Genomic DNA, 20,252 nt, shown 5'->3' on the forward strand with positions numbered 1-20,252 from the left:
GAATACTAATCGATCGAGGACTTAACTATACTGATGAACGCTTTAAACCGTTTGGTTTTGATGTCTATTTTTCTTATCTAGTTTTTAGGGTATATCCTTTTTAAAACGAAAAGGATGATTGACTAAGATCGTCACATCGATGTGACAACGTCGATCGACCTGCATTCAGCAGGCCTGGTAACGATAGCGGAGAGGTCACACCTGTTTCCATGCCGAACACAGCAGTTAAGCTCTCCAGCGCCCATGGTAGTTGGGGCTTTGCCCCCGCAAGAGTAGGACGTTGCCAGGCAATACAAAGTAAAGCTGACTCAAATGATCGCAATTAGCGAATTTGAGTCAGCTTTTTTATTGGCTCTATTATATATGTTGGGGTATGGAAAAATTAAGCATAAGAAAACACGCAAGCTCCTATATCATTTACACTTGAATTGACTAGAAACAAATCAAAGGGATAGGAGTTGCGTGTACATGCAGTTTAACATGAATTTACCTGGATTAGAAAGTGTTATCGTTACGACAGATGGAGGAGCTAGAGGGGAATTTTTACTTACATGTAGAGTTACCTATTATAAAGCACCGATGTCCTGTTGTGGGGAGAGGACAAGCCGAATTCATGACTATAGAATACAAAAGGTACAGCACTTAAAGGTATTTAAACGAACATCATATTTGTTTTATCGAAAGCGTAAGTATGTTTGTTCATGTGGGAAGCGATTTGCTGAAAACAACCAAGTAGTAGATCGGTATCAAAGACATTCAAAGGAATGGAATCAAGCCCTTGGCCTTTGTGTTATTAAGGGGAAAAACTTCAAAGATACTGCTAGTCAGTTTAGAACGTCTCAAACGACAGCTATACGCAGATTTAATCAGATATCAGCTGTTAGTTTAGAAGAAGTGGACACATTACCGCCAGTAAATGCCAAGCGGAAGTTTTAAATAGCCTTGCCCTTGGATATAACAATGGGGTTGTAGAGGGATTAAATAACCAAACAAAGGATATGAAACGTAATGTATTTGCTTTAAACGATATGATCGAGTAAGGTTACGTGTATTACTGTAATACTAATTTAAGGATGATCTCAAGCAGGTTAAGGGATAGGAGCAAATACTCCTACCCCAACATTTGACGTAGAACTGGAATTCAAGAAAAATCCGAGATCGCTATAAATAAATGTAAAATAACGACGTAATCCAAGCCAGGTTGCATTGCAATCTGACGAAATGATTGCTAAAACATTATTCTTATTATAAAATGCTACCTTACCTGCTCATACTTTCCCAAGCAGCATGCATTCCAGCTACTCTACCAGTTACCATAGCTGCTGTTATATTGTAGCCGCCTGTATATCCATGAATATCTAAAATCTCACCACTGAAGTATAAACCGTTCATAAACTTGGACTGCATGGTGCTTGGAATCACTTCTTTTATAGAAATTCCCCCACCAGTAACAAAAGCCTTTTTTATAGGTAAACTGTCATGTACTTTAAATCGGAAATCTTTTATGTAGTTCGTTATAGATTCTAACTTTTCCCGGGAAATATTTGCACTATTCATTTGTGCATATATTTTATTTTGTTCAAGAATAAAGTCTAAATATCTTTCAGGAATGAACCCTTTTAGTACATTTTTAATACTTTTCTTAGGGTTTTCATTAACTAATGATAATATTTGATTGTAAAGATTGTTGTAATTCGTCAAAGGTAGAGCGTCAATTCCAACTTCTACTTCAATATTACCTTTCATCAGTAGTTTCACAATATATTGTGAACATCTTAATACGGCTGGTCCTGAAATGCCAAAATGGGTAAAAAGCATATCCATTTGATGTGTGATCTTCTTTTTTCCTTTTTCATCATAAACCGATAAAGCAATATCTCGTAACGCAAGGCCTTGAAGGGATTTCTGTTGGATAAACGTCTCTTCTGATACAATTGGAACTTCTGTTGGATAAATAGGTGTGATAGTATGGCCTGCTTTTTTTGCCCATGGATATCCGTCTCCTGTAGATCCAGTATGTGGCACGGCTTTTCCACCAACTGCAATGACAACTGTTTTCGTCTTTATTTTGTCACCATTCTCAAGAATAACAGTATGCTCGCTTTCTCCGTAGTCCATTGCTTTTACCGTCGTGTCTGTTTTGACTGTGACTTTCCATTTATCTAACTCATTTAACAAGGTTTTGACAACGTCTTGTGCATTATTACTTTTAGGAAACATTCGTCCATGGTCTTCTTCCTTAAGGGCAACTCCAAGTTCTTCGAAATAATCGATAATATCGTAATTGTTAAATGTAGAAAAAGCACTATATAAAAAACGGCCATTCCCAGGTATGTGTTTAATTACTTCATCTTCTGGTAATCGGTTGGTTACATTACATCTTCCACCACCAGAAATTGCTAATTTTTTACCTAATTTATTACCTTTATCAATAAGTAATGTATCAACACCTTGTTCAGCTGCAGCGATAGCGGCCATTAAGCCTGAAGGTCCACCACCTATTACGGTTACTTGATATGACATGTTCATTCGTCCTTCCTTCAGTTACGATAACAAATTTCTTCTGCAAATAAGCATATAGGAAATAAAGAGAGTAGTAAATAGTAAAGGATTATGCTCTCACATTATTTGATTAGTATTGACAACTTTTCATAACAATAAAAAAATAGTTATGTTAAAATAGATACGATATTTTAATCAAGAATCTAGGGTGAAAATATGTCGAATTTATTACGCGGTACGATGCTTTTAACTGGGGCAAGTTTTTTATCAAAGTTTTTAGGGATGGTATATGTTATTCCTTTTACAAACATAGTGGAAGAAGAAGGTATGACATTATATAGCTATGCATACACCCCTTACAGCATCATTTTGAGTATTTCAACAGTTGGCGTTCCGTTAGCTGTTTCAAAATTTGTTTCCAAATATAATGCTCTAGACGATTATCATACAAGTATGAGAATGTTTAAATGGGGACTTTCGCTCATGGCGATTACAGGTTTTTTAGCATTTCTTGTCTTATTTTTCGGGGCTGAAACGATTGCTCGTTTTACCATTGATCCTAGAACAGAAGATATTACGATTGATGATGTAAAACATGTTATACAAATGGTCAGTGTTGCTTTAATCATTATTCCAGCTATGTCGATTGTTAGAGGCTTTTTTCAAGGACATCAGTCCATGGGACCTACCGCCGTGTCGCAAGTAGTGGAACAAATTGTGCGCATCTTATTTTTATTAATTTCCGTATTTATTATTATGGTATTATTAAATGGAGATGTGACGGTAGCTATTGGATATGCCACTTTTGCCGCTTTTATTGGTGGTTTAGCTTCCTTTACAGTATTATACTGGTATTGGCAAAAACGTAAGGCTTATATAAAAGATAATGTTATCAAACAAAAGAAAAAGTCTAATATACCTAAGGTTCACTTGTTTCAAGAGTTGTTTCGATATGCTGGCCCCTTCGTTTTAGTAGGTATTGCAACACCACTATATCAACTTGTAGATCAATTTACTTTCAGTCGAGCGATGGCAGAAATTGGACAAGAGGATATCTCAAGCATCGCTTATTCCAGCTTTAACTTGCAAGGTCATAAATTAGTGATTATTCCTGTTACAATTGCCACAGGGCTTTCTTTAGCGCTATTGCCAGAAATTACGAAAGCATTTAATTTAAATCAAATGACCCGAGTGAAAAATCAGATTAATCAAGCTTTACAAATTATTATGTTTTTCGTTTTACCGTCTGTTTTTGGGTTGATGATTTTATCAGATGAAATATATGGATCGTTATTTGGTTATCGTACCATTGAAATATCTGGTCCTCTTTTTGCATGGTACACACCAGTTGCATTATGTTTTGCTTTTTTTACCGTCACTAGTTCCATCTTGCAGGGAATTGAACAACAACGCTTTACAGTTATCAGCCTTACTGTTGGATTATTGATCAAGATATTATGTAATGCGTTGATGATACAAATGATTGGAGGAGCAAAAGGGGCAATCTTGACGACCATTGTTGCTTCAGGTGCAGCAGTTTTCTTAAACTTATGGCAAATTAAAAAAACGATTGGCTTTCCATACAGAAAGTTTATGAAATTAACAGCCTTGATGGGGATTTTTACTGCAATCATGTCGATCATCTTGTTGCTTTTAAAATGGCTATTAGGGATTATCTTGAATTTCGATGACAACCGTTTGATCGCATTCATTGTGGTGATGATTACGGTTACTATTGGAGGAATAATTTATCTTTACTTAAGCTATGTCTCTACTTTGTTAGAAAGAGTCATAGGCAAAAAAATACGACCGTTAGATAAGTTATTCGGACGTTAAGTCAAGGATAGGAGGATATAAATGCGGTTAGATAAGCTGCTTGCTAATATGGGAGTTGGCAGTAGAAAAGATGTGAAGAATTTAATCAAGAAAAAGAAAATACAAGTAAATGGTTCTATTGCGAAAAAACCGAATCAAATGATTGATCCTGAACAGGATGAAGTTATTTGTAATGGAGAGCAAATCCGTTATCAGAAATACATCTATTTAATGTTGCATAAACCAAAAGGTTATATTTCTGCGACACATGATGACTCTCAACAGACTGTTCTTGACCTTATAGATCCATCGGACAAAGTATTGGAACCATTCCCAGTGGGACGTCTTGATAAAGATACGGAAGGTCTTTTGCTGCTAACAAATAACGGACAGTTAGCCCATCAATTGCTTTCTCCTAAAAAACATGTAGAAAAAGCTTATATAGCACATGTTGATCATTCTGTTTCTTCAAAAGATATAGAACTATTTGAAATAGGTATAGACATTGGAGAAAAGGAAATAACGCGGCCGGCGAAATTAGAAATATTAGACGAAACAGAAGCTAATAAGGTGAAAGTAACTATTTCAGAAGGGAAATTTCATCAAATCAAACGAATGTTTCATGCATTGAATAATGAAGTTACTTATTTAAAACGCATTTCGATGGGGAGTTTGAGTCTTGATAAATCAATTCAGCTAGGAGATTATCGTCATTTAACCGAAGATGAAATAGAAAAGCTAAAGAAAGATGGTACATAAAAATGCCAGTATTAAAAAATACTGGCTATATAAATACATATTATTTTTCATCTTTTCGTTATTCTAAGAAATTTTTACCTTTTTATTTGTGATTTTCCAACGTCCCCGATTAGGGCTATTGACAAGCCCATTATATGCTAGCAAGTGTAAATCTCGTTGTACTGTACGGTCAGTGATTCCAAACTCTTCAGCTATTTCACCCGTTGAAACTGGCCCATTTTCCCTGATAAACAAATAGACAGCTTTTACACGAGTGAGCATGCGGGTGGTTGATTGGCTCAAAAAATCACTCCTTAAAAGTTATCGGTAAACAGTAAGAGTATATTCATGTTGTTGTTTCCATTTTACACTTTTCAAAAAAAATTATCTAGTTTCACAAATAAATTTACTGAAAATTTTAAAAAAAGGAGGTTTGATAATTGTGCATGTACTAAAAGCAATTATGAAAAAAATGATTAAAATCTCTAATTATATATTATTTACTACTAGTTTATTGTTGGTGCTTGTATCCTCCATTCTTATAGTATTATTAGAAAGGGAATCTTTCCCTACTTTTTTTGATGGTTTGTGGTGGGTTATGACAACAGTCACAACAGTCGGGTATGGCGATTATTATCCAGTTTCATTTGGAGGTAGATTGCTAGCTTTATTTTTGTACATATTTGGCATAGGTCTGATAGGTGTAGCGATTGGAAAAATTATTGACGGTTTAGCTATTTATCGTAAAAAAAGAGAAGAAGGTGATATTGTGTATAAAGATAAAGGGCATTATGTGATTGTTGGCTGGTCTCAAAAAGCAAAATTTGCAATAAAAGAAATGTTAGATACGAATAAAGATATTGATATTATTATTATTGATGATAAAGAAAAAGCTCCTTTATTAGACCATAATATTTATTATATAAAAGGGAATGCTTCGGAAAAGGAGACATTACTCAAGGCAAATATAAAAGATGCAAAATCTGTATTAGTTTTTTCAGATGATAATATTAACGATGGTCAATTAGCGGATGGAAAAACATTGTTAATTGCCTCTACAATCGAATCACTGGCACCGGATGTGCATACCATTGTGGAAGTAATGGAAGAAGATCACCTGAAAAATTTTGAATATATTAATATCGATGAATTTATCATTTCTCATGAGACGATCTCTTCATTATTTGTGCGTTCTGCTTTTCGAAATGGCGTTTCTAATATATTCGGTCAATTATTAAGACGAAGTCAAGGTGATGACTTATATTATGTTCCTTTAAAAGAAGCTTGGAAAACATATCGAGATGCCTTTAATGATCTTCTTCAACAAGGAGCTACATTAGTTGCTGATCGAGATAAATTAAACATTAATCGAATGTTGGACGAATCATTATCAACCGATAGCGAATTATATGTAATATGTGATAAGGACACTTACAAACAAATTTTAGAAAGAAAGTGATAAGGATGCAAAATAAGCATTATTTCATCGCAGTAAAGCTGGATGAGCAATGTAAAAATTGGCTTATGGACATACAGAGTTATTTTAAGACATTGAATCTACCTTTTAAATCATGGGTTCACCGTGATGACTTTCATATTACTTTACAATTTTTAGGTGCACTTGAACAAGAAAAACTTCTATCTCTATCAGACGAGCTTGAGAAAATCAATAAGATACCAAAATTCGATTTAGAAATAGGTAATGTAGGGACTTTTGGAAAAAGTATTCAACCTAGAGTGCTTTGGGTGGATGTTGTAAAAAATAATGATTTAAACCATTTACACCAAAAAATCAAAGAAATATTAATCCAAATGACTCTACGAGTAGAAAAAAGACCGTATCGCCCCCATATCACGTTAGCAAAAAAATGGAGAGGGGAAGAGACGATTCATTTGAGCAAATCACATACAACCACAGAAATGAAAAAATTTCAAGTAGATCAAATAGCTTTGTATGAGATCTATCCAAACGAAGAAGTAAAATATAAACCGATAAAAGTGATTTCATTAAAGTGAGGGTGTTTATGGCACAGCTAATTAAACTTGACAATTATATATCCAGATATGAACAGGATTTATACCATTATCCTAGTCAGTTTTCCAGGTTAAAAAAACAAAACTGGCAAAATCTAAAAAAAAAATGGGAGTCTAATGATTTCACAAACACTAATTCGACAATGGAATCAGACGAGTATGTTAGCAAATGGCACTGGAAAAACTTCTTTTTTAAAAAAGAGCAAGAGGAAATGGGAAATGATGAACAGGTACTGCCTAATTCCGAAGCACACCTTAAACAATTTTATTTGGATATGTTATTTCCTTTTCAATTAAAGTGGGCTTCTACTACGTTAAAACGTAAGTCTTTTTTAGATAGAAAGTATTCGGATGATTTCCGGTTAAGATATCTACTACAGCGAATTCCAGATAATCATTTAGTGATGTATCTGCCTGTTTTTCAATTAAAGCATCAGCCAATGGATGGAGAAATTATGTTGATAAGTCCAGTTGGGGTAGAAATTATTACTTTTTTAGAGAGGTTTGACAATCAAACATTTATTGCTGGGGATGATAGGGGATGGTTTGTGGAGGAAAACAACATTCGAACTAAGATATTAAGTCCGCTTATTTCTTTAAAAAGAACGGAAAAAGTAGTGCGTAGCATTTTCAAAAAAGCAGGTTTGGAATTTCCTATTCAAAAAATTGTCTTATCTCGGTCTAACCATATTGATTTTCAACAGGAGGCTTATCAAACACGTTATGTGGGAGTAGAAGAGCATCTTACTTGGTTGAAAGAAAAGCAAAATTTATTATCTCCAATAAAACGCAGACAATTGCAGGCAGCAAACCATTTGCTTTCTTATTGTGAGACTGTATCTGTACAAAGGTCAGAATGGGATGAAGAATCACAACCTTTTGTGTAAATTTGACAAAATTCCTGATAAAATTATAGAAAAATACAATTTATACTTGAAATCGAACCTACTTTTACGTTAATCTATTATTACTATTCCCATTTTTAGAAATAGTTCATAGATTATTAAGAGGAATTGAGGGTGACAGCTTTGGAACACATATTAGGAGAAGATTGGACAGTAGTATCTGCTGGCGGTTCAACTGGTACGGCATATTACGCGAAATCTAATCAAAAAAGACTATTCTTAAAACGTAATTCATCGCCATTCTTAGCAGTGCTTTCAGCTCAAGGTATTGTACCAAAGCTTGTATGGACCAAACGGTTAGAAAATGGTGATGTTGTAACAGCGCAACAATGGTTAGATGGTAAAGCATTGAATCTAGAGGAAATGCAACATCCTAAAGTTGCTAGACTTTTAAGTAAGATTCATCATTCCTCTGAACTGTTAGATATGTTATTACGAATTGAAAAAACAACTCTTACAGCTGATCACCATTTATTCAAAGTAAAACAAAAAGTGCAAATGAATTCATTTGCAGCTTGTTCTTTAGTCATTCACAAAGCGGTTAAATACTTAGAAAGCCGTTTACCATATATGAATATCGATCATCCCGTTGTCTGCCACTGTGATTTGAATCACCATAACTGGATGCTTTCCCAAAGTGGTGAATTATACTTAATTGATTGGGATAATGCACGTGTCGGCGATCCAGCTATGGACATAGGTCGTATTTTACAATCTTATATACCGAAAGAAGATTGGAATCAATGGTTATCTAATTACGGGATAGAAAACAGCGAAGAGCTAATGCAGCGAATGCATTGGTATTTAATGATTGATGAAATCTCTGGTTATATTTGGTGTGTGAATAATTATAAAAATAAAGAAGCCAACCAACATTTAAATGAATTAATTAAGCTTCTTGAACAAATTAATAATTGGAATCTTTAATTGCTTGTAACCAGTTTTCAATATCATGCTGATGGTATTCAATATGTTGATTAAGATTGGCAGATGATTCCCCGACTGTACTATATTGATAAATAAAATCCAGATGTTCAAACAATTTAGATTGTTGAATATTTGGATTTTCTTGAATGGATTTAATTAATCTAGATATTTGTTGACATTCAGATGTACTTCCACAACACTCTTCAGCTTGCAGACTAAGTAAGTCATGCAATAGATCAAGTTGATTATTCATATTTAAAGACATTGATCAATCCCACCTTTTAAATTTATGTTGTACGAATTTGTTTAGAATATGCAATAAAAGAAATAATAAAATTTAGAAGTATCCAGTATTGGATTTAAGAAGGAGTTATGGTTTATGAGAGCGAGATATAAGCCTTGGGCTGATAATTATTTGAGAGAAAATCATGATATTATGGAATTACATCCATATTCACATAAAGGCAGATGGAATAACGTATTTAGTGCACCCGCTTCTCCATTGCATTTAGAGATTGGAACAGGGAAAGGACAATTTATCGCTGGAATGGCAAAGCAGTTTCCTAACATAAACTTTGTTGGCATGGAAGTAGTAAAAAGTATTATTGTGTCTGCAGTGGATAAAGTAAGTCAAGAAAGTATATCGAACGTAAGGTTAATCAATGAAAATGCTCATGATCTTTTAGAGATCTTTGCAGAAAATGAAGTGGACACGATTTATTTAAATTTCTCAGACCCATGGCCAAAAAATAGACATGAGAAAAGAAGGTTAACTTACTATACATTTTTAGAGAAATATAAACATATATTAAAACCTAATGGCCAAATCATTCTAAAAACAGATAATCAACAGCTGTTTGAATACTCTCTCGTTAGTTTTTCCCAGTATGGCTGTGTAATGGATGAGGTTTCCGTCGATTTACATAAAAAAGAGGATCCAGAAAATATAATGACAGAATACGAAGAAAAATTTTCTGCTAAAGGACAACCGATATATCGTTGTAAAGTACGGTTTTTAATGTAAAGAAAACTCGTCGATTAACTAGCCTTTAGCGAAGTTAGAGACGTAGTTGCCCTTATCTATCATCCTTATCGTGGTATCTACGTCGATTTTTATTTCATCTGTAACACGATATAAATCTGTTATGGTAAAAAAAGCTGCCAGTTACTTGGCAGCTTTTCTTATTTCTTCATTACTTATTTGGGTTATTTCAATTATAGTTCCTGTTTTAGCATCTGCCCAAAACTCCACAGGTATGTAAGAATCATTTACATGTTTGGTGATGCCGCCATGGTATACTTCATAAGCTAACCCTTGTTTCTCCAGCGTTTGTGATTTCATATAAATCCATGAGCCACTCACCTTATATTTCGTTGAGAATTGCGATTTAACTAATTTTAAAACATTTTCTGGCTTCATCATTTGTCCATCATCTACTTGTTTTCTTATTAGAAATCCTAAGCTGAACCCTAATATGACTGGCAATAGCCATTTCATTTGTTTCACATTTATCACCCTTCATTAGGTTTTTCCAAAATGTTATTTCTTTATGCTACAAATACTACTATAAAGAAAAGTTCTTACCAAAAGCAAGTAGTTAACGATAAACGGTAAAAATGGTATAGTAAGGATAATAAAAGAAAGGGTGGCGGTTAAATGAAACAAGAAACGTTAGAACTTTTTAGAGAACTAACAGAACTACCAGGAGCACCTGCAAATGAGCATAAAGTGAGAAATTTTATGCGTCATCATTTAAACAAGTATGCAGATGATGTTATGCAGGATCGTCTTGGTGGCATATTCGGTGTCAAACATGGAACAGGTCCAAAAGTATTAGTCGCAGGTCATATGGATGAGGTTGCTTTTATGGTTAAGCAAATCACCGATAATGGAATGATTCGATTTCAGCCCCTAGGTGGTTGGTGGTCTCAAGTTTTATTATCACAAAGAGTAGAAATACATACAGCAACCAAGACCGTTATTGGAGTGGTTGGGTCTATCCCGCCACATAATTTAACAACTGCTGAAAGGTCTAAACCGATGGCGCAAAAAAATATGCTTATCGATGTCGGGGCTGACGATAAAAAAGATGCTGAAGCAATGGGAATCAAGCCAGGACAATCCATTTTACCTGTTTCACCGTTTACACCAATGGCTAACGAGAAAAAGATTTTAGCTAAAGCATGGGATAATCGGTATGGCTGTGGTTTAGCAATTGAATTACTAAAAGAATTACAAGGAGAAACAGTACCTAATCAACTGTATGCTGGAGCAACGGTTCAAGAAGAAGTAGGATTGCGCGGGGCAAAGGTTGCAGCAAATATGATTCAACCAGATATCTTTTATGCGTTAGATGCCTCTCCAGCTAATGATATGTCAGGAGATGATCAGGAATTTGGTCAACTTGGTAAAGGAGCGCTTCTGCGTATATTCGACCGTTCCATGGTCACTCATCGAGGAATTAGAGATTTTGTGTTAGATATAGCAGAAACGAATCAAATTCCTTACCAATATTTTGTTTCTCAAGGTGGAACAGACGCTGGGAATGTACATTTATCCAATCAAGGTGTACCTTCAGCTGTGATTGGCATCTGCTCACGATATATTCACACACACGCATCGATTATTCATGTCGATGATTACGAGGCTGCTAAAGAATGGTTAGTGAAGTTAGTGAAAGCGACAGATCAAAATACTCTTGAACAAATTCGACAAAATCAATAAAAAGGATCAAATAAATGGATATTGTAGTAGGTTCCCATAATAAGGCAAAAGTCAACGCTGTTCGTAAAGCTTACCCCCATCAACATATTTTAAGTGCAGAAGTCGATTCCTTGGTGAGCGATCAGCCCCGTTCTGATACAGAAACAAAGCAAGGAGCCCTCAATCGGGCAGTGGCTTGTAGAGAGTTAAAACATGATAGTATTGGAGTAGGGCTAGAGGGTGGTGTAACTGAAATCGATGGTACACTGTATTTATGCAGTTGGGGTGCTATGATTACCCAAAGCCGTCATCAATATATAGCAAGTGGATCCAGGATTCCTTTGCCAAAAGAGGTGTCGCATCGCATCTTACTCGGAGAAGAATTAGGACCAGTTATGGTTGAGTATACGAATGATCATTCCATACGTCATAATCAAGGTGCAATAGGAGTTTTTACTAATGGTGTTATTTCTAGAGAAGAGATGTTTACACATGTGATGTATATCTTAAAAGGCCAAGCTATGAGAAATGAATCATAAAATGTAGAAATTTGTAGATTTATCTCTTGTCAAATTCTGAAAAAATAGTATGATAGGATATGAGGAATTGAAGGGTTTAAAAAACAGGAGGAAGATTATGAAAATAGATAGAATCGGTATCGTTGTCATCTCCCTTCTACTCATTTTTATCATATGGGTTAGTGCTTGGAGTATGCAACCTACAGAGGAAGTTTTACGAGAATCAGTTCAGATAGCAGAACAAGAATTTAATCAAGAGTCCAAAGTGACAAATACGAATTTAGAACATTTTAATATATATTTGCCCGAAGAGTTTACTGTTGCAGAGCAATCAGTAAGCAATGTTCTATTAGAGAAGGATAATCAAACATTTATTTTGTTTTATAATACGTTAGAAGATTCTACTAGCCGACTTAATTATGAAGCTGCAGTGAGCATGGATAATCATTTGGCATTAGAATCATTTGAAGATGAGGATAGGTTTGGCTATATAAATATCTCCAATAATCAAGAGGACGAGATACAATTACAAGTTGGAATTGGCGGTGTAAAAATCACCACTTTTACAGATTGGTCTGATATGAAACATGATGTATCAGATATGATGAAAATAGCCAATTCCTTAGCTTATGAATAATGCAGATGAAGTATGGAGGAAGAAAGAATGGAACAATTACAATCGCAGCAACAATTTCAAGAGTGGATCCAGAAGGAAAAAGTCGTATTTTTGTTTTCAGCTGATTGGTGCCCTGATTGTCGTGTCATAGAACCAATAATACCAGAATTAGAAGAAAAATATTCGAACTATCACTTTGTATACGTGGATAGAGATTCATTTATTGAGATATGTCAAGAAAATGACGTGTTTGGTATTCCAAGCTTTTTAGCCTTTGATCAAGGTAAAGAAGTAGACCGATTCGTTAGTAAAGACCGTAAAACAAAAGAAGAAATCGAAAACTTTTTATCAGGACTATTTCAATAAACAGAAATAGATAGTGAAAAAGACTTATCAAGTAAGATAAGTCTTTTTGTTATGGTAGTAGTAACTCTAATTATTTTTTTGATGTTAAACAGCTGAGGAATGTTACGAGACTCCTGTGGGAAAAAGAGTTTCTTTCCACAGCGTCAGGTTAAGCTATTTTTTAATGGAGACTAAAGTAGAGATAAATGAAACGAGAATTTATTATATTCTTAATAAAGATAGAGTAGAAACATAATCTCAATGAACTAGATGATAATTAGTCAATATTTCTTATTTTATTAAGCAGTAGTATTAATATTTTAAAACAAAAGAAAACATGGTATAATGAAAGATGGTTGTTTTCTTCCTAAAAGGAGATTGATATATAATGAAAATGACATCAATTAAAATGAAAAGAAAATTAGATGAATTGTTTAAACATGATGAATGGCGAGTTTCGTTCAATCGAGATAAAGATTTATACCGAGTGGAATGGAAGGATACCCATCAAGGTGTGTCCATAAATATACCAAATGTTATTTCCAAGTATGAGGAACGAGGGGAAAAAGCACTAGAAGAGCTTCAATATCACGTTAGTGAATCCTTAAAAATGATGCGTGAAGATCATCAACTGGAAGGAAAAGAAAAATATATCTATCCAGTGATTAGGTCCACTTCATTCCCGAAAAAAACAAAAGCAGATATTCCGTTAGTCTATTCCGAGCATACAGCAGAAACAAATATTTATTATGCATTAGATTTAGGCACAACTTATCAGCTTATTGACGAAAATATGCTGAAGGATCAAGGATGGACAAAAGACAGGTTAAAAGAGATTTCCATGTTTAACATTCGCTCATTATCACCTGATTATAAGAAAGATACCGTAGCAGATAATGATTTTTATTTTGTTGCTACTCAGGATGGGTATGATGCCAGTCGAATTTTAAATGAATCTTTTCTAGAAGAAATGAAAGCAAATGCGATAGGAGAGCTTGTTGTTGCTGTTCCTCACCAAGACGTACTAATACTAGCTGATGTAAAGAACGAAGCAGGTTATGATATTATCGCACAAATGACCATGAAATTTTTCGCAGAAGGCAGAGTGCCGGTTACATCGTTACCTTTTATATATGAAGATAAACATTTAGAGCCAGTATTCATCTTAGCAAAAAACAAACCAAAGAACTAGAGTGGGAAGGGAAGATATGAACGCATGTACGTGTATTATAACGAAATTGGGTTAGGAGATGTCCTTTTATTCCCAGTTAAAAATAGCGAACAGAATAGAGTGACTTTTCAAACATTTGGAGATGTTGTGAAAATCACGGATCAAAATACTGACGAATTACTAGGATATAATGTATTTCAAGCATCGAAGTATTTTAAGCAATTAGGCCAAGGCAAGACTAAACTCACAGCAAATTTACTTGACCGTTTAAAACAAATCTTCGATGAAAATGATTTAAATGATAGCTTGGAATTTGATTTAACACCTAAATTTGTTGTAGGTCACGTAACTGAATTACAACAGCATGAAAATGCAGACAAATTAAAGGTGTGTCAAGTTGAAGTTGGAACGGAAAAGCTGCAAATAGTATGTGGTGCGCCGAATGTTGCGGAAGGACAAAAAGTAGTGGTTGCAAAAGTTGGTGCTATTATGCCAAGTGGAATGGAGATAAAGCCAACACAGCTTCGAGGCGTAGATTCATTTGGAATGATCTGTTCTCAAAAAGAATTAGGTCTCCCGAATGCACCAAAAGAAAAAGGAATATATGTCTTGGATGCTCAGGAAAAAGTAGGAGAAGTTTTTAAGTTTTAAGCCTTTGTCAATAGACAAGGGTTTTTTTAACCATATCAGAACTTATCACGGTGAACAATCGTCCGTAAGCCCCCACTACAAGACTTACAAGAATAAAGAAGTGTAAGAGGAGGGTAACGGACGCTAGCACGCTAATAAGTTTCGCTAACCATTAGTGGGAGATGAAGGAAATCTCTCTCTTTATATCGTATTACAGCTGAAGTGAATTCGACATAGATACCACGATGAGGAAGATAGATAAGGGAAACTAGGCTTCCGCACTGCGCCATAAGGCTTGGGTAAGCCCAAGTTTTCTTTACACAATGCAGATTAACAAAGTTTTTTAGCTTTACATTAAGTCATACTACTGAGATGGGAGTGAGAAATGAATGTGGAAAAATATTAAGGATAAATGGAATGCCTTATTTGAAGAAGACAATGGGAAAGAGCAAGCTGAAGAAAAGGTGAAAGAAGAAAAGCTTTCCGATACATCTATACATAAAACAGTAGAGACAAAAATGTCTTATCGATATCCAAAAAATAAACCAATGAATCTTCAAACCGAACCAAAGCGTACGACTCGTCCTAGACATTCATCTGCTAGACAAGTTAACGTTGCAGATCATGCTTCAGAACAAAGGAAGCATTTTGATTCTGAAACGGCGGGAAGAGGTTTTGAAGTAAGTCATGTACCATCCCCTATCCATGGATTTCGCAAGCCAACTATTGCTACTACTCAATGGAACGATAAACCCAATAAACAAAAAACAAAAAATTCTGACATGGGTCATACAAAAAGAGAAGAAACTTTACCAAAAGTAATGAAAAAGAAAGAAGAAAAAGAAGAAGTTAAGCATAGACAAGCAGAACATAAACCTTCGCTATCTATGAAAGAAGATCAGCAAAACGTAAGTCAGCACTCTCATCAATCAACCGATACACAAAAAGAAAAACAGGCACCTAATCAACAAAAAAGCCGGTCATCTAGTAAACCATTTAATGTCATCATGACACCCAGAGACAAAAAGAGAAATATGGAAAAATATAGTCACATGGAAAAAAAGCCGATGCAACATCGTATAAAAAGGGAAGTGCCGATTCAATTATTAGATGATGACGTTAAACAAGAAAAGCAAAACATCGAATGGATGGAGCAGCAGAAAGAATTATTGCAAGTGACATTAAATTACTTCCATATTAAAGCGACAGTTGTGGATGCAACACAAGGCCCTTCTGTAACCCGTTTTGAAGTCCAACCAGAGCCTGGTGTTAAAGTTAGTAAAATCAAAAATTTAAGTGATGATATTAAGCTGAACTTAAAGGCAAGAGATATTCGCATGGAAGCACCCATACCAGGAAAGAACACGATTGGAATAGAAGTGCCTAATCTCGTATCAGAACCTGTTGTATTACAAAATATGCTAATTGGCGATCATTTCAAACAACAAGCATCACCATTAACGGTTGCTTTAGGGTCTGATATCGAAGGAAATGCTATTGTAACAGATCTGAAAAAAATGCCACATGGTTTAATTGCGGGGGCAACTGGTTCAGGAAAAAGTGTATGCATCAATACAATATTAATAAGTTTACTTTATAAAGCTTCCCATGAAGAAGTTAAATTTTTATTAATTGATCCCAAAATGGTGGAATTAACCCCATATAATCAAATACCTCATTTGGTATCCCCTGTTATTACGGATGTTAAAGCAGCGACATCTGCTTTAAAGTGGGCCGTATCTGAAATGGAAGATCGTTATGAAAAATTTGTAGAAGCTGGTGCACGGGATATTGAACGGTATAATCAGAAGATGGAAAGACAAGGTGACAATGAATCTAAATTACCATATATGGTTATCGTGATAGATGAATTAGCAGATCTTATGATGACATCTCCACAAGATGTCGAGGATGCCATATGCAGAATTGCACAAAAAGCAAGAGCATGTGGTATTCATCTTATTATTGCAACACAAAGGCCTTCTGTAGACGTTATTACCGGGCTTATTAAAGCGAACATACCAACTAGAATTGCCTTTAGTGTATCGTCTCAAGTGGATTCTCGCACAATCTTAGATACCAATGGAGCAGAGAAACTATTAGGAAAAGGGGATATGCTGTTTATTGAGAATGGGTCTGCAGACTCAAAGCGTATTCAAGGGGCTTTTGTATCAGATGATGAAATAGAGCGGGTCACTTCATTCGTTAAAAAAATAGCCCCACCTAATTATTTATTTGAACAAGAGCATCTAATTCAACAGGTAGAATCAGATTTGGCAACGGACGATCTTTATAATGAAGCAGTGGCATTCGTTATGGAACATAATGGAGCGAGTGCTTCTCTGTTACAACGTCGCTTTAAAATTGGATATAATCGAGCGGCACGCTTGATTGATACAATGGAACAGCATGGGATTATTTCAGGCCAAAATGGAAGTAAACAACGAGAAGTATTACTTTCAAGCAGTGAATTAGAAAACTATTTGCAAGGATAGAGCTCTATATCAAAATAACTTGTCGAATATATAGAATTGCTTTATGATAGACAAAGGTAATTTATCACGGTTAACAATCGTCCGTAAGCATCTCACTTCCAGACTTAGAATAATGAAAGAAGGATAAGTGGAGGATAACGGACGCTAGCACCCTGATAAGTTTCGCTAACCATCAGTAGGGGATGAAATCCTCTACTGACGGAAGTCTCACTTTATCTCAAACATTGAAAGACTGAGGAGAAAGCTGATGAAAGAAATAACAAAAAAATTAAACGGTGAAATAGATCGTTTAACAAATAAAACATTTAAGTTTGATAAAAGAATTGGGGAAGGCTGGTTCTCAGGCGTTTACTTTTTAAAAACAAAGAAAATTGCAGAAGAAAAGTTACCGAATAATGAGATAACCATGCAATTTTTCCAAAAATCTTACGCAGTACTATGTGGTACAGATGAAGTTATTGCACTAGTACATACATTTGCAGATGATCCAGAATCATTAGAGATTTATGCATTAAAAGATGGGGACAAAATTAGTCCAAATGAAACGGTTTTAACTATAACGGGACCTTATCAATCTTTTGGGTACCTAGAAGGTATTATTGATGGGATTTTATCTAGAAGAACATCCGTAGCTACTAATGTATATAATGTGGTAAAAGCAGCGCGCATTTCCGGTAAACAAAAACCCATTATATTTATGGGAGATCGGGATGATCATTATACCCAACAAGCAGGAGATGGGTATGCTGCATTTATTGGAGGCTCAACAGCACAGGCGACCCATGCAATGAATGAATGGTGGGGAAAACAAGGTATGGGGACTATGCCACATGCCATGGTACAAATGTTTGAAGGTGATATTGTAGCGGCAGCGAAAGCTTATCATGAAACCTATCCAGACGACGACCTCACCTTATTAGTTGATTATAATAATGATGTTATCCAAGATTCATTAAAGGTAGCAAGAGAGTTTGGGTATACTTTAAAAGGAGTTCGTTTGGATACATCTAAAAATATGGTGGATGAATTTTTTTTGCGTGAGCCTGAAATTATGGGAGATTTCGATCCTCGAGGTGTTAATCCTACTCTCATTTTTGCACTGCGAGAAGCATTAGACAGAGAGGGATTTGAGCATGTTCAAATAATTGCTAGTGGTGGCTTCGATGAAGACAAAATAAAAGCATTCGAACAAGAGAATTTTCCTGTTGATATGTATGGTGTGGGCAGGAATTTATTAGATAATAAAATAGGTTTCACTGGAGATAACGTTCTGCTTAATGGCAAGCATGAGGCAAAAAAAGGAAGAAAGTATCAACCGAATCCTCGCTTGAAAAAGGTTCATTACCATCTAAATATGGAAATGGCAAAATCATAAGGCTTGGTTGAGAAACGAAGCAACAAATATGCTTAAAAAAGAAGAACTATCTGGGAAATTCGTAGCGATAGTTCACACTGATCAATGATTTTGGAGGTTCATGTTTATGACAACTTACCATTTTATCGGTATTAAAGGGACGGGGATGAGTGCATTAGCTCAGATTTTACATGACTCAGGAATGAAGGTACAAGGTTCTGATATAGAAAAGAGAATTTTTACACAAAAGTCATTAGAAGATAGAAATATACCCTTATACTCTTTTTCAAAAGAAAATATTGAAGAGGGGCAAGTAATTATTGCAGGTAACGCATTTCAAGATGATCATGAAGAAATCAAAGAGGCGCAAAAACAAGGACTCCCCTTTTATCGATATCATCAATTTTTAGGTGAATGGATTAATAAATTTACTAGTATTGCAGTGACAGGTGCGCATGGAAAAACCTCTACAACAGGTTTATTAGCACATGTTCTTGATAAAGCATTTCCAATCTCTTATTTAATTGGAGATGGTACAGGAAAAGGAACAGAGGAAAGTCAATATTTTGTTTTTGAAGCATGTGAATATAGAAGACATTTTTTAGCTTATCATCCAGATTATGCCATTATGACAAATATTGATTTTGATCATCCGGATTATTTTAAGGATATTGAGGATGTATTTGCCTCATTTCAAGAAATGGCAGAAAATGTTAGGAAAGGGATCATAGCATGTGGTGACGATGAGTATTTGCAATCTATACAAGCCAAAGTTCCAGTACTTTACTATGGTTTTAATGAAACAAATGATTTTCAAGCTAAAAATATTCAAACAGATGCTGAAAAAACAACTTTTGATGTCTTTGTTCGTAATAATTATTATGACACTTTTCACATTAACACATTCGGAGAACACAATATTCTAAATGCATTGGCAGTGATTGCTATTTGTCATTACGAAGAAGTAAAAACATCTGATATTAAAGAAATTGTATCTTTTCAAGGTGTAAAGAGGAGATTTTCAGAAAAAAATTATCAAGATCAAGTGTTAATTGATGATTATGCTCATCATCCAAAGGAAGTAGAAGCAACTATAAATGCTGCAAGACAAAAATATCCTAATAAAGAAATAGTAGCTATATTTCAACCGCATACCTATACAAGAACCATGACCTTTTTAGAGGAGTTTAGTGAATCTTTATCGAATGCAGACAATGTATATTTATGTGACATATTTGGATCTGCTAGAGAAGGAGAAGGAGAGCTTACTATTCATGATTTAAGGAAAATTGTACCGGATAGTCAATTGCTCGAGCTTGATAATGTCCACTTATTGACCCGACACAAAGATAGTGTGCTTGTTTTTATGGGAGCAGGGGATATCCAGAAGTATCAAGAAGCATATGAAAAAACTTGCTTAAGCTAAGCAGGAAATTAGAAAATTTTAGAGAATATAGTATGTATCAAAGAAAGAAGGACATGTAAATTCCTTCTTTCT

General features: G+C 34.9%; 21 protein-coding genes, 1 rRNA gene and 1 pseudogene. 19 read left to right on the forward strand and 4 right to left on the reverse strand.

The window, feature by feature from the left end:
- The first annotated feature begins 173 nt into the window (after positions 1-173).
- The 3 genes and pseudogenes from rrf (at position 174) to GHD00_RS21485 (ending at position 1,040) form a co-directional block, all read left to right on the forward strand.
- Positions 174-289, forward strand: a 5S ribosomal RNA gene (gene rrf, locus GHD00_RS16140).
- A 173-nt stretch (positions 290-462) separates the two neighbouring features.
- A pseudogene (locus GHD00_RS16145) lies at positions 463-921 on the forward strand (transposase family protein); the annotation flags it as partial.
- Positions 903-1,040 carry a transposase gene (locus GHD00_RS21485; RefSeq protein ID WP_163539247.1) on the forward strand — a complete coding sequence of 46 codons (138 nt, stop codon included), beginning with the start codon at positions 903-905 and terminating at the stop codon, positions 1,038-1,040. The pseudogene GHD00_RS16145 and the gene GHD00_RS21485, both read left to right, overlap by 19 nt.
- Positions 1,041-1,260: 220 nt before the next feature.
- Here the strand turns inward: GHD00_RS21485 and GHD00_RS16155 are convergent, their stop codons facing one another.
- On the reverse strand, positions 1,261-2,523 hold the full coding sequence (locus GHD00_RS16155; protein ID WP_163539195.1) for a BaiN/RdsA family NAD(P)/FAD-dependent oxidoreductase: 1,263 nt from the start codon (positions 2,521-2,523) through the stop codon (positions 1,261-1,263).
- Positions 2,524-2,718: 195 nt separating this feature from the next.
- Here GHD00_RS16155 and GHD00_RS16160 point away from each other — a divergent pair, with 195 nt between their 5' ends.
- Positions 2,719-4,338 (forward strand): putative polysaccharide biosynthesis protein, encoded by a 1,620-nt coding sequence (locus GHD00_RS16160; protein WP_163539196.1) that lies wholly within the window; start codon positions 2,719-2,721, stop codon positions 4,336-4,338.
- Positions 4,339-4,359: 21 nt separating this feature from the next.
- Positions 4,360-5,076, forward strand: a complete 717-nt coding sequence (locus tag GHD00_RS16165) for a pseudouridine synthase (RefSeq protein ID WP_163539197.1) — start codon at positions 4,360-4,362, stop codon at positions 5,074-5,076.
- Positions 5,077-5,139: 63 nt separating this feature from the next.
- Here the strand turns inward: GHD00_RS16165 and GHD00_RS16170 are convergent, their stop codons facing one another.
- A complete protein-coding gene (locus tag GHD00_RS16170; RefSeq protein WP_163539198.1) occupies positions 5,140-5,358 on the reverse strand; it encodes an HTH domain-containing protein in 219 nt (72 codons plus the stop codon).
- Between the two features lie 112 nt (positions 5,359-5,470).
- On the opposite strand from GHD00_RS16170, the gene GHD00_RS16175 reads away from it, so the two are divergent.
- The 4 genes from GHD00_RS16175 (at position 5,471) to GHD00_RS16190 (ending at position 8,921) form a co-directional block, all read left to right on the forward strand.
- Positions 5,471-6,514, forward strand: a complete 1,044-nt coding sequence (locus GHD00_RS16175) for a potassium channel family protein (RefSeq protein WP_276208286.1) — start codon at positions 5,471-5,473, stop codon at positions 6,512-6,514.
- 5 nt (positions 6,515-6,519) lie between these two features.
- Positions 6,520-7,071 carry an RNA 2',3'-cyclic phosphodiesterase gene (gene thpR, locus GHD00_RS16180; RefSeq protein WP_163539200.1) on the forward strand — a complete coding sequence of 184 codons (552 nt, stop codon included), beginning with the start codon at positions 6,520-6,522 and terminating at the stop codon, positions 7,069-7,071.
- An 8-nt stretch (positions 7,072-7,079) separates the two neighbouring features.
- Positions 7,080-7,976 carry an NERD domain-containing protein gene (locus tag GHD00_RS16185; protein WP_163539201.1) on the forward strand — a complete coding sequence of 299 codons (897 nt, stop codon included), beginning with the start codon at positions 7,080-7,082 and terminating at the stop codon, positions 7,974-7,976.
- Positions 7,977-8,108: 132 nt separating this feature from the next.
- Entirely contained in the window at positions 8,109-8,921 is an 813-nt protein-coding gene (locus GHD00_RS16190; protein WP_240468730.1) for a phosphotransferase family protein, read from the forward strand.
- Here the strand turns inward: GHD00_RS16190 and GHD00_RS16195 are convergent.
- Positions 8,902-9,186, reverse strand: a complete 285-nt coding sequence (locus GHD00_RS16195) for a YtzH-like family protein (RefSeq protein ID WP_163539202.1) — start codon at positions 9,184-9,186, stop codon at positions 8,902-8,904. The two genes, GHD00_RS16190 and GHD00_RS16195, sit on opposite strands and share 20 nt — an antisense overlap.
- 114 nt (positions 9,187-9,300) lie before the next feature.
- Between GHD00_RS16195 and trmB the strand changes: the two genes are divergently transcribed.
- Positions 9,301-9,945: a tRNA (guanosine(46)-N7)-methyltransferase TrmB gene (trmB, locus tag GHD00_RS16200; RefSeq protein ID WP_163539203.1), complete on the forward strand. Its 645-nt coding sequence runs from the start codon at positions 9,301-9,303 to the stop codon at positions 9,943-9,945.
- A gap of 141 nt (positions 9,946-10,086) precedes the next feature.
- On the opposite strand, the gene GHD00_RS16205 is transcribed toward trmB, so the two are convergent.
- Entirely contained in the window at positions 10,087-10,419 is a 333-nt protein-coding gene (locus tag GHD00_RS16205) for a PepSY domain-containing protein (protein WP_163539249.1), read from the reverse strand.
- 159 nt (positions 10,420-10,578) lie between these two features.
- Here GHD00_RS16205 and GHD00_RS16210 point away from each other — a divergent pair, with 159 nt between their 5' ends.
- The 9 genes from GHD00_RS16210 to murC all read left to right on the forward strand — a co-directional run bounded on the left by GHD00_RS16210 (position 10,579) and on the right by murC (position 20,180).
- Positions 10,579-11,646, forward strand: a complete 1,068-nt coding sequence (locus GHD00_RS16210; RefSeq protein ID WP_163539204.1) for a M42 family metallopeptidase — start codon at positions 10,579-10,581, stop codon at positions 11,644-11,646.
- A 14-nt stretch (positions 11,647-11,660) separates the two neighbouring features.
- The gene (locus GHD00_RS16215; protein ID WP_163539205.1) at positions 11,661-12,164 is read left to right on the forward strand and encodes a DUF84 family protein; all 504 of its coding nucleotides are present in this window, start codon (positions 11,661-11,663) and stop codon (positions 12,162-12,164) included.
- A gap of 97 nt (positions 12,165-12,261) precedes the next feature.
- Positions 12,262-12,780, forward strand: a complete 519-nt coding sequence (locus GHD00_RS16220; RefSeq protein ID WP_163539206.1) for a hypothetical protein — start codon at positions 12,262-12,264, stop codon at positions 12,778-12,780.
- Positions 12,781-12,807: 27 nt separating this feature from the next.
- Positions 12,808-13,125 (forward strand): thioredoxin family protein, encoded by a 318-nt coding sequence (locus tag GHD00_RS16225; protein WP_163539207.1) that lies wholly within the window; start codon positions 12,808-12,810, stop codon positions 13,123-13,125.
- 367 nt (positions 13,126-13,492) lie between these two features.
- Positions 13,493-14,296: a DUF1444 domain-containing protein gene (locus GHD00_RS16230; RefSeq protein ID WP_163539208.1), complete on the forward strand. Its 804-nt coding sequence runs from the start codon at positions 13,493-13,495 to the stop codon at positions 14,294-14,296.
- 24 nt (positions 14,297-14,320) lie between these two features.
- Positions 14,321-14,926, forward strand: a complete 606-nt coding sequence (gene ytpR, locus GHD00_RS16235) for a YtpR family tRNA-binding protein (RefSeq protein ID WP_163539209.1) — start codon at positions 14,321-14,323, stop codon at positions 14,924-14,926.
- Positions 14,927-15,294: 368 nt separating this feature from the next.
- The gene (locus tag GHD00_RS16240) at positions 15,295-17,400 is read left to right on the forward strand and encodes a DNA translocase FtsK (protein ID WP_163539210.1); all 2,106 of its coding nucleotides are present in this window, start codon (positions 15,295-15,297) and stop codon (positions 17,398-17,400) included.
- A 247-nt stretch (positions 17,401-17,647) separates the two neighbouring features.
- A complete protein-coding gene (locus GHD00_RS16245; protein WP_163539211.1) occupies positions 17,648-18,775 on the forward strand; it encodes a nicotinate phosphoribosyltransferase in 1,128 nt (375 codons plus the stop codon).
- Positions 18,776-18,881: 106 nt separating this feature from the next.
- Positions 18,882-20,180 (forward strand): UDP-N-acetylmuramate--L-alanine ligase, encoded by a 1,299-nt coding sequence (gene murC / locus GHD00_RS16250; protein WP_163539212.1) that lies wholly within the window; start codon positions 18,882-18,884, stop codon positions 20,178-20,180.
- Positions 20,181-20,252 lie beyond the last annotated feature (72 nt).

The organism is Gracilibacillus sp. YIM 98692 (assembly GCF_010993965.1).
GTDB lineage: Bacteria > Bacillota > Bacilli > Bacillales > Amphibacillaceae > Gracilibacillus.

Excerpts from the sequence above, each read along its gene's own strand:
- GHD00_RS16155 (WP_163539195.1), bottom strand. The coding sequence starts at position 2,523 with ATGTCATATCAAGTAACCGTAATAGGTGGTGGACCTTCAGGCTTAATG.
- GHD00_RS16160 (WP_163539196.1), top strand. The coding sequence starts at position 2,719 with ATGTCGAATTTATTACGCGGTACGATGCTTTTAACTGGGGCAAGTTTT.
- GHD00_RS16165 (WP_163539197.1), top strand. The coding sequence starts at position 4,360 with ATGCGGTTAGATAAGCTGCTTGCTAATATGGGAGTTGGCAGTAGAAAA.
- thpR (WP_163539200.1), top strand. The coding sequence starts at position 6,520 with ATGCAAAATAAGCATTATTTCATCGCAGTAAAGCTGGATGAGCAATGT.
- GHD00_RS16185 (WP_163539201.1), top strand. The coding sequence starts at position 7,080 with ATGGCACAGCTAATTAAACTTGACAATTATATATCCAGATATGAACAG.
- GHD00_RS16195 (WP_163539202.1), bottom strand. The coding sequence starts at position 9,186 with ATGTCTTTAAATATGAATAATCAACTTGATCTATTGCATGACTTACTT.
- trmB (WP_163539203.1), top strand. The coding sequence starts at position 9,301 with ATGAGAGCGAGATATAAGCCTTGGGCTGATAATTATTTGAGAGAAAAT.
- GHD00_RS16205 (WP_163539249.1), bottom strand. The coding sequence starts at position 10,419 with ATGAAATGGCTATTGCCAGTCATATTAGGGTTCAGCTTAGGATTTCTA.
- GHD00_RS16210 (WP_163539204.1), top strand. The coding sequence starts at position 10,579 with ATGAAACAAGAAACGTTAGAACTTTTTAGAGAACTAACAGAACTACCA.
- GHD00_RS16215 (WP_163539205.1), top strand. The coding sequence starts at position 11,661 with ATGGATATTGTAGTAGGTTCCCATAATAAGGCAAAAGTCAACGCTGTT.
- GHD00_RS16220 (WP_163539206.1), top strand. The coding sequence starts at position 12,262 with ATGAAAATAGATAGAATCGGTATCGTTGTCATCTCCCTTCTACTCATT.
- GHD00_RS16225 (WP_163539207.1), top strand. The coding sequence starts at position 12,808 with ATGGAACAATTACAATCGCAGCAACAATTTCAAGAGTGGATCCAGAAG.
- GHD00_RS16230 (WP_163539208.1), top strand. The coding sequence starts at position 13,493 with ATGAAAATGACATCAATTAAAATGAAAAGAAAATTAGATGAATTGTTT.
- ytpR (WP_163539209.1), top strand. The coding sequence starts at position 14,321 with ATGTACGTGTATTATAACGAAATTGGGTTAGGAGATGTCCTTTTATTC.
- GHD00_RS16240 (WP_163539210.1), top strand. The coding sequence starts at position 15,295 with ATGTGGAAAAATATTAAGGATAAATGGAATGCCTTATTTGAAGAAGAC.
- GHD00_RS16245 (WP_163539211.1), top strand. The coding sequence starts at position 17,648 with ATGAAAGAAATAACAAAAAAATTAAACGGTGAAATAGATCGTTTAACA.
- murC (WP_163539212.1), top strand. The coding sequence starts at position 18,882 with ATGACAACTTACCATTTTATCGGTATTAAAGGGACGGGGATGAGTGCA.